A 6279-nucleotide genomic window follows, 5' to 3' on the forward strand; every position below is an offset into this window, starting at 1 on the left:
GAGTCAACCAAAGATCTGGTGGGTATCGACAGTCGACAACTGCTGCTTCCCGGCCCGCTTCCGCCGCCGCCGGCGCACCACCCAGACCGCGAACCAGACCATCAGCAGCAGCCCGACCAGCACCAGGACCGGCAGCAACACCGCCAGCAGCGACATCGCGACGCTGCCGAAATCCTCGAGGGTGCTGACGATCGGGGCGCCGAATCCGGCCGTGGAGACGTTCACCACCGGGCGGGCGGCCGCCTTGACGCCGTGCACGCAGAACGCGATCAGCACGCCGGCGACGACGGGAACCCACTGGTGGGAGGTGAAGAACGACCCCGGGTCGGAGACGGTCACCGTCTTGGCGCCCGAGCCGGCCCCGAAGGCGAGACCGCCCGCGGTCGGCCGGACCACGGTCTGCACCAGGTCGTTGACGTGATCGACCACCGGAACCTTGTCGGCGACCATCTCGATCGACAGCAGGACGGCCAGGATCAGCAGCACCCAGCCGTTGGACAGCCAGGCCCAGCCGTTCGGCAGTTGGATCGTGTCGGTGAAGCGGCCGAGCAGGCCCATCACGAGCAGGGGGATATAGGCATTGAGGCCCGCGGATGCGGCCAGACCGGTTCCGGTCAATGCTTCGAGCACGACACCAGGATGGCATCCGTAGTCCACGAACGCCTTCCGCTACTGTCGTCGGGTGCGTCTGGTCATCGCGAAATGCTCCGTGGACTACGTCGGACGACTTTCGGCCCACCTGCCCTCGGCAGTGCGCCTGGTCATGGTGAAGGCGGACGGGTCGGTGTCGATCCACGCCGACGACCGCGCCTACAAGCCTCTCAACTGGATGAGTCCGCCCTGCAAGCTGCAGGAGGCGCCGGGGGTGTGGAAGGTCGTCAACAAGGCGGGCGAGGAGCTGCGGATCACCCTGGAGGAGATCTTCCAGGACACCTCGTACGAGCTGGGCATCGACCCGGGCCTGCAGAAGGACGGCGTCGAGGCGCACCTGCAAGAGCTGCTGGCGGCTCACCCGGAGACCTTCGGCGAGGGCTTCACGCTCGTACGCCGCGAGTTCATGACCGCGATCGGCCCGGTCGACCTGCTCTGCCGGGACGCTTCCGGTGCGGCCGTGGCGATCGAGGTCAAACGGCGGGGCGAGATCGACGGGGTCGAGCAGCTCACCCGCTACCTCGAGCTGATGAACCGGGACCCGCTGCTCACCCCGGTGAGCGGCATCTTCGCCGCCCAGGAGATCAAGCCGCAGGCCCGGGTGCTGGCCACCGACCGGGGCATCCGCTGCGTGGTCGTCAACTACGACAAGCTGCGGGGCACCGAGCGCAACGAGCTGACCCTCTTCTAATAGTTGTTGGTCAGCTCGACCCGGTCGTGCGCGGTCGTCCCGGCGATGTAGGCCCGCGCGCCGAACCCGCCGACGACCGCCTGCACCACCACGAAAGTCCAGGTCATCGGGTGGCCCTGGGCGATCTGCAGCAGCGTCGGCAGGCCGAGCAGCAGCGCGTCCGGCCCGAAGATGGCCTTGAACAGCGGGCCGGGCGAGATCGAGACGCCCATCTGGGTGTCGAACGACATCGTGTCGTTGCGGACGAAACCGACCCGTGCCTTGCGGATCGCGGCCGTCGCGCCGACCGGGCCGAGCACCAGCCCGACCACCCACCACTGGCCGGACGGCAGGTCGCCGAGCGCCTGCAGGACGCCGAGTGCGAGCGTCGACCAGATCGTGGCCAGCACGGCGGGCACCCAGATCCGCTGCGACACCGCCTGCCGCGAGTCGAGCCCGAGCAGTCGCAGGAGCACCGGGTTGGCGGCGTCGGTGCGGACGTTGGCGGTCGAGGCCCCGGCCGCGAACATGCCGCCGAGCAGCACCGCCGCCCCCAGCACCCAGGCCTGGGAGTGCGCGAGCAGGGCGGGCAGCGCGGCCGACCCGACCGTCCACAGCAGCCGGCGCGGGCGGCGCAGGGCGAGCAGGATGTCCTGGGCGACCAGCGCCGGCACCCGCGTCCAGAGCCGGACCGAGTGCAGCTCCCGCTTCGCCCAGTAGCGCCGCTCGATCATCTCGGCCACGAACGACGGCTCGACCCCGAACGCGCTGTCCAGCAGCGTGCCGGCGGTCTGGGCGGACTCGAGGATCCGCTCGTTGGGGGTGCGGCCGAGCCGGATCACCGAGACCGTCATCAGCGCGACCACGAGCACGGCCAGCGCACCGGCCGCGAGCCCGGCGGTCCTGATCGGCCAGTCGGTGCCGGCCCGCGGTGCGTGCACGGCCGAGTCGACGACGAACCCGGCCAGGCCGGCCGCCAGCACCACGCCGGCCAGCCGGTCGGCCCACGGCGCCCAGGTGCGAGCGGCCTGGGTGGCCAGCGCGAGCAGCATGAGGACGATGCCGGCCAGGGCACTGCCGATGAGCAGGGCGGCGGCCAGGCCGCCGGGCATCGGCCGGTACGCGACGTGCCCGGTGATCGCGAGCCCGAAGAGTGCTCCGACCAGCGCCGCCGCGAGGGTGGCCAGGCGCAGTGAGGGTGCGAGCAGCCGCCGCCGGCTGACCGGGGCGGTGAGCAGGAACGACGCGGCCGGCCGGCTGAGACCGAGCGGGCCGAGCCGGCGCAGGGCCAGGAAGATGGCGCCCACCCCGGTCAGGAGCAGGGCCAAGCCGGCCAGCTCGGACGCGTTCGGGTGAGCGGGCCAGAAGATCACGGCGAGTTGCTTGTGCAGCATGCCGCCGACGATCGCGATGAACAGGACGACGAAGTAGATGTTGCCGGCCGTCGCGCCGCGCTCGCGGTGGGCGGTCTGGCGCTGCCGGATCCACTTGCGCAGCGCGGGGAGATCGGTCGGCTGGAGCGTCATGAGGCGGCCAGCGTCTCCATGTCGGTGATCGCGGCGCCGCTCGCCGTGGCGAAGGCGTCGTCGTGGCTGGCCATCAGCAGGGAGCCGCCGCTCGCCACGTACTCGGCCAGCATTTCGGCGACCGTGGCCCGGCCCTCCGGGTCGAGGCGCTGCTCCGGTTCGTCCAGGATGAGCAGCGAACTGGGCCGCAGCAGGGTGAGCGCGAGCGTCAGCCGCTGCTTCTGCCCCGACGAGAGCGACGGCGGGATCGCGTCGGTGTGCCCGGCCAGGCCCAGCCGCTCCAGCGCCTCGTCGACGCCGGCCTCCTCCGGATCGGCGCCGTGGGCGCGGCAGACCAGTTCGGCGTGCTCGCGCGCGGTGAGACCGGCGTACCAGGTCGGTGCCTCCACGGTGGTCACCACCTGGCGCCAGAACTCCGGAGTCGAGCCGGCCGGCTTCCCGAAGATCTTGATCTTGCCCTGGTCGGGTCGCTGCAGGCTGCTCACGCAGCGCAGCAGCGTCGATTTGCCGATGCCGTTCTCACCGGTCACGCAGACCCCGGTGCCGGCCGGGACGCGCAGCGACACGTCGACCAGCACCGGTGTCGAGCCGTAGGCGACGTAGAGCCCGTCCACCTCGACGGCGGGTTGATCTACCACGTGACGGACGGTAGCAGCCCTACCGTTTGCGCCCGTACAGGAGCTTCACCGCTTTGACGATCCGGGCGACCTGGGCCGGGGTGCGCTCGAAGGTCATCGCGGGCAGCATCGACGGGCCGCGGCGTACGGTGATCGACTTCGCCCGGGCGAACTCGCGCAGCCCGTCCTCGCCGTGGATGCGGCCGAAGCCGGAGTCGCCGACCCCGCCGAACGGCAGGTTGCCCATGCCGACGAAGGTCAGTGACGAGTTGACCGCGACCATGCCGGCCCGCAACCGGCGGGCGATCCGCACCGCGTCGGCCTTGCCGAAGACCGCGCCGCCCAAGCCGTACGGCGTGTCGTTGGCCTGCCGGACCGCCTCGTCGGTGTCCGCGACCTTGGTGATCGTCAGGGTCGGGCCGAACGTCTCGTCACGGATCTCGGCCGAGTCGGCGGGCACGTCGACGAGCACCGTCGGCGCGACGTAGGGCGGCTGCACCGCGCCGGCCCCGCCGAGCACCGCCCGGCCGCCCTTGGCCAAGGCGTCGTCGATGTGGTCGCGGATGATGTCGATCTGCCGGGGCATCGTGATCGGGCCGATCTCGTGGCCGGTGCGCAGCTTGCCGGCCTTCTCGACCACGGCCGCCACGAACTGGTCGTAGACCGGGGCCACCACGTACGCCCGCTCGATGCCGATGCAGGTCTGGCCGGCGTTGGTCATCGAACCCCAGACCGCGGCCTCGGCGGCGGCCGGGATGTCGGCGTCGGCGTCGACGATCAGCGCGTCCTTGCCGCCCGCCTCGATCACGACCGGGACCAGGTTTTCCGCGCACGCGGCCATCACCTTCTTGGCGGTCGCGGTCGACCCGGTGAACGAGACCTTGCCCACCCCGGAGCGGCACAGCGCGCCACCCACGTCGCCCATGCCGTGCACGACCTGTAGCACCGGCTGCTCTCCCACCACCTCGGCGAACGTGTCGGCCAGCCATTGGCCGACGATCGGGGTGTATTCGCTGGGCTTGAAGACGACCACATTGCCGGCGGCCAGTGCGCTGCTGATCGGGCCGATCGGCGTGAGGATCGGATAGTTCCAGGGGCCGATCACGCCGACCACACCGTACGGCAGGTATTCGATGTGTCCGACATGCTCGGCGGTCAGCAGGCGGGTGCGGGTGCGGCGTGGGCCGAGCACCGCCTTGGCGTGGTGGGCGGCCCAGTCGATGTGCTCGATGGCGCCGACCGCCTCGACGATCGCGTCGGCCTCCGGCTTGCCGGTCTCCTGCCCGGTGATCCGGGCCAGTTCCTCGATCCGCTGGGTGAGCAGGGTGCGCCAGCGCAGCAGCCGCGCCTTGCGGCCGGTGAAACCGAGGCCCTGCCACCAGGCGGCGGCCTGCCGGGCGCGGGCCACCGTGGCGGCGACCGCGTCGGCGTCGGCGGCCGGCACCCGGCCGGCCTCCTCGCCGGTGGCCGGGTTGGTGGAGATGAGCACGCCGTCTTCGATCTCCGGCACGCCTGGCACACGGGTAGCGGTCATGAACGTGAGTCTAAATCGCGTACGGCCTCACCCGTACCCTTGAAACGTGAGCCCCCGCCGTAACCATCCTCGCCGCCGTGACGCGTCGGCGACGCCGCCGTCCGCGCTGACCGACGAGCGTGTCCGCAAGGGCATCGAGGGCGTTCAGCAGTGGCAGGACGGCGAGTGGATGGTCCGTTCGATCTTCGGCGGGGCGGCGGCCAAGACCTACCGGTGCCCCGGCTGCATGCAGGAGATCCGGCCCGGCGTGGCGCACGTGGTGGCCTGGCCGATCGACGGGCGGGGCGACGAGAGCGACCGGCGGCACTGGCACACCGGCTGCTGGAAGGCGCGTGACCGGCGCGGCCCGAACGTGGAGCGGTCGCGCAACGCGCCGCGCTATGGGTAAGGATCTCCTTATGAATATTCGCGCGAACTCGATCCTCCCCGCGAACCGGGAGGACATCGAGTTGCAGACCGCCGACGGGCTCACGCTGGTCGGTGAGCTGGCCACGCCGCTCGACCGCGACCCGGTCGCCACGCTGGTCTGCCTGCACCCGCTGCCGACCCACGGCGGCATGATGGACAGCCACGTCTTCCGCAAGGCCGCCTGGCGCCTGCCCGCGCTGGCCGGGGTGGCCGTGCTGCGGTTCAACACCCGGGGCACGAGCAGCGTCCGCGGCACCAGCGAGGGCACGTTCTCGTCCGGCGTCGACGAGCGCTACGACGTGGCCGCCGCGATCGAGTACGCCGAGTTCGCGGACCTGCCGAACATCTGGTTGCTCGGCTGGTCGTTCGGCACCGACCTCACGCTCATGCACGGGCTCGACCCGGCCGTGCGGGGGGCAATCCTGCTCTCGCCGCCGCTGCGGTTCAGCGAGGCCTCACACCTGGCCGCGTGGGCGGCCGACGGCAAACGGCTGACCGCGCTGATTCCGGAGTTCGACGACTACCTGCGGCCGCCCGAGGCGCTGGCACGTTTCGCCGCCATTCCGCAGGCCGAGGTCGTGCCGGTGGCCGGGGCCAAGCATCTGTGGGTCGGCGACGCCGAGAAGGTGCTCGACGAGGTCGTGCGGCGGGTCGCGCCGGACGTCGAAGTTCCGCTGCCGCGGACCTGGGACGGCCCGATGGAGACCGGCGACATGAACGCGTACGCCGACCGGAGCGTCGCCGCGTTCGCCGACGTGCCCGTCCCGAAAGCGCTCGACTAGTGTGGTGCGCCGTAAATTCGTTGGCAAAACCGTGCGAGTGATTCGAGGATCTCTTCGGCAGTCTTGGTCCAGATGAATGGGCGTGGGCTGC

Annotated in this window: 7 protein-coding genes; 3 read left to right on the forward strand and 4 right to left on the reverse strand. The window is 71.2% G+C overall.

Annotation, left to right across the window (positions count from 1 at the left end):
• Positions 1–3: 3 nt before the first annotated feature.
• Entirely contained in the window at positions 4–630 is a 627-nt protein-coding gene (locus ACIA5C_RS36935) for a DUF4126 domain-containing protein (RefSeq protein WP_396063486.1), read from the reverse strand.
• A 52-nt stretch (positions 631–682) separates the two neighbouring features.
• On the opposite strand from ACIA5C_RS36935, the gene nucS reads away from it, so the two are divergent.
• Positions 683–1342, forward strand: a complete 660-nt coding sequence (gene nucS, locus ACIA5C_RS36940; RefSeq protein ID WP_396063488.1) for an endonuclease NucS — start codon at positions 683–685, stop codon at positions 1340–1342.
• Here nucS and ACIA5C_RS36945 read toward each other — a convergent pair.
• The 3 genes from ACIA5C_RS36945 to ACIA5C_RS36955 are packed head-to-tail and all read right to left on the reverse strand — an operon-like array spanning position 1339 to position 4998.
• Positions 1339–2847, reverse strand: coding sequence for a DUF6297 family protein (locus ACIA5C_RS36945; RefSeq protein ID WP_396063490.1), 1509 nt, complete (start codon positions 2845–2847; stop codon positions 1339–1341). The two genes, nucS and ACIA5C_RS36945, sit on opposite strands and share 4 nt — an antisense overlap.
• Positions 2844–3485 (reverse strand): ATP-binding cassette domain-containing protein, encoded by a 642-nt coding sequence (locus tag ACIA5C_RS36950; protein WP_396063492.1) that lies wholly within the window; start codon positions 3483–3485, stop codon positions 2844–2846. The genes ACIA5C_RS36945 and ACIA5C_RS36950 overlap by 4 nt, the downstream gene beginning before the upstream one ends.
• Positions 3486–3504: 19 nt before the next feature.
• Positions 3505–4998: an aldehyde dehydrogenase family protein gene (locus ACIA5C_RS36955; protein WP_396063494.1), complete on the reverse strand. Its 1494-nt coding sequence runs from the start codon at positions 4996–4998 to the stop codon at positions 3505–3507.
• Between the two features lie 106 nt (positions 4999–5104).
• Here ACIA5C_RS36955 and ACIA5C_RS36960 point away from each other — a divergent pair, with 106 nt between their 5' ends.
• Together ACIA5C_RS36960 and ACIA5C_RS36965 are read left to right on the forward strand one after the other, a co-directional pair.
• On the forward strand, positions 5105–5386 hold the full coding sequence (locus tag ACIA5C_RS36960) for a hypothetical protein (RefSeq protein WP_396063522.1): 282 nt from the start codon (positions 5105–5107) through the stop codon (positions 5384–5386).
• 10 nt (positions 5387–5396) lie between these two features.
• On the forward strand, positions 5397–6188 hold the full coding sequence (locus ACIA5C_RS36965) for an alpha/beta hydrolase (protein ID WP_396063496.1): 792 nt from the start codon (positions 5397–5399) through the stop codon (positions 6186–6188).
• Positions 6189–6279: the final 91 nt, after the last annotated feature.

It is taken from the genome of Actinoplanes sp. NPDC051343, assembly GCF_044455125.1.
Classification (GTDB): domain Bacteria; phylum Actinomycetota; class Actinomycetes; order Mycobacteriales; family Micromonosporaceae; genus Actinoplanes.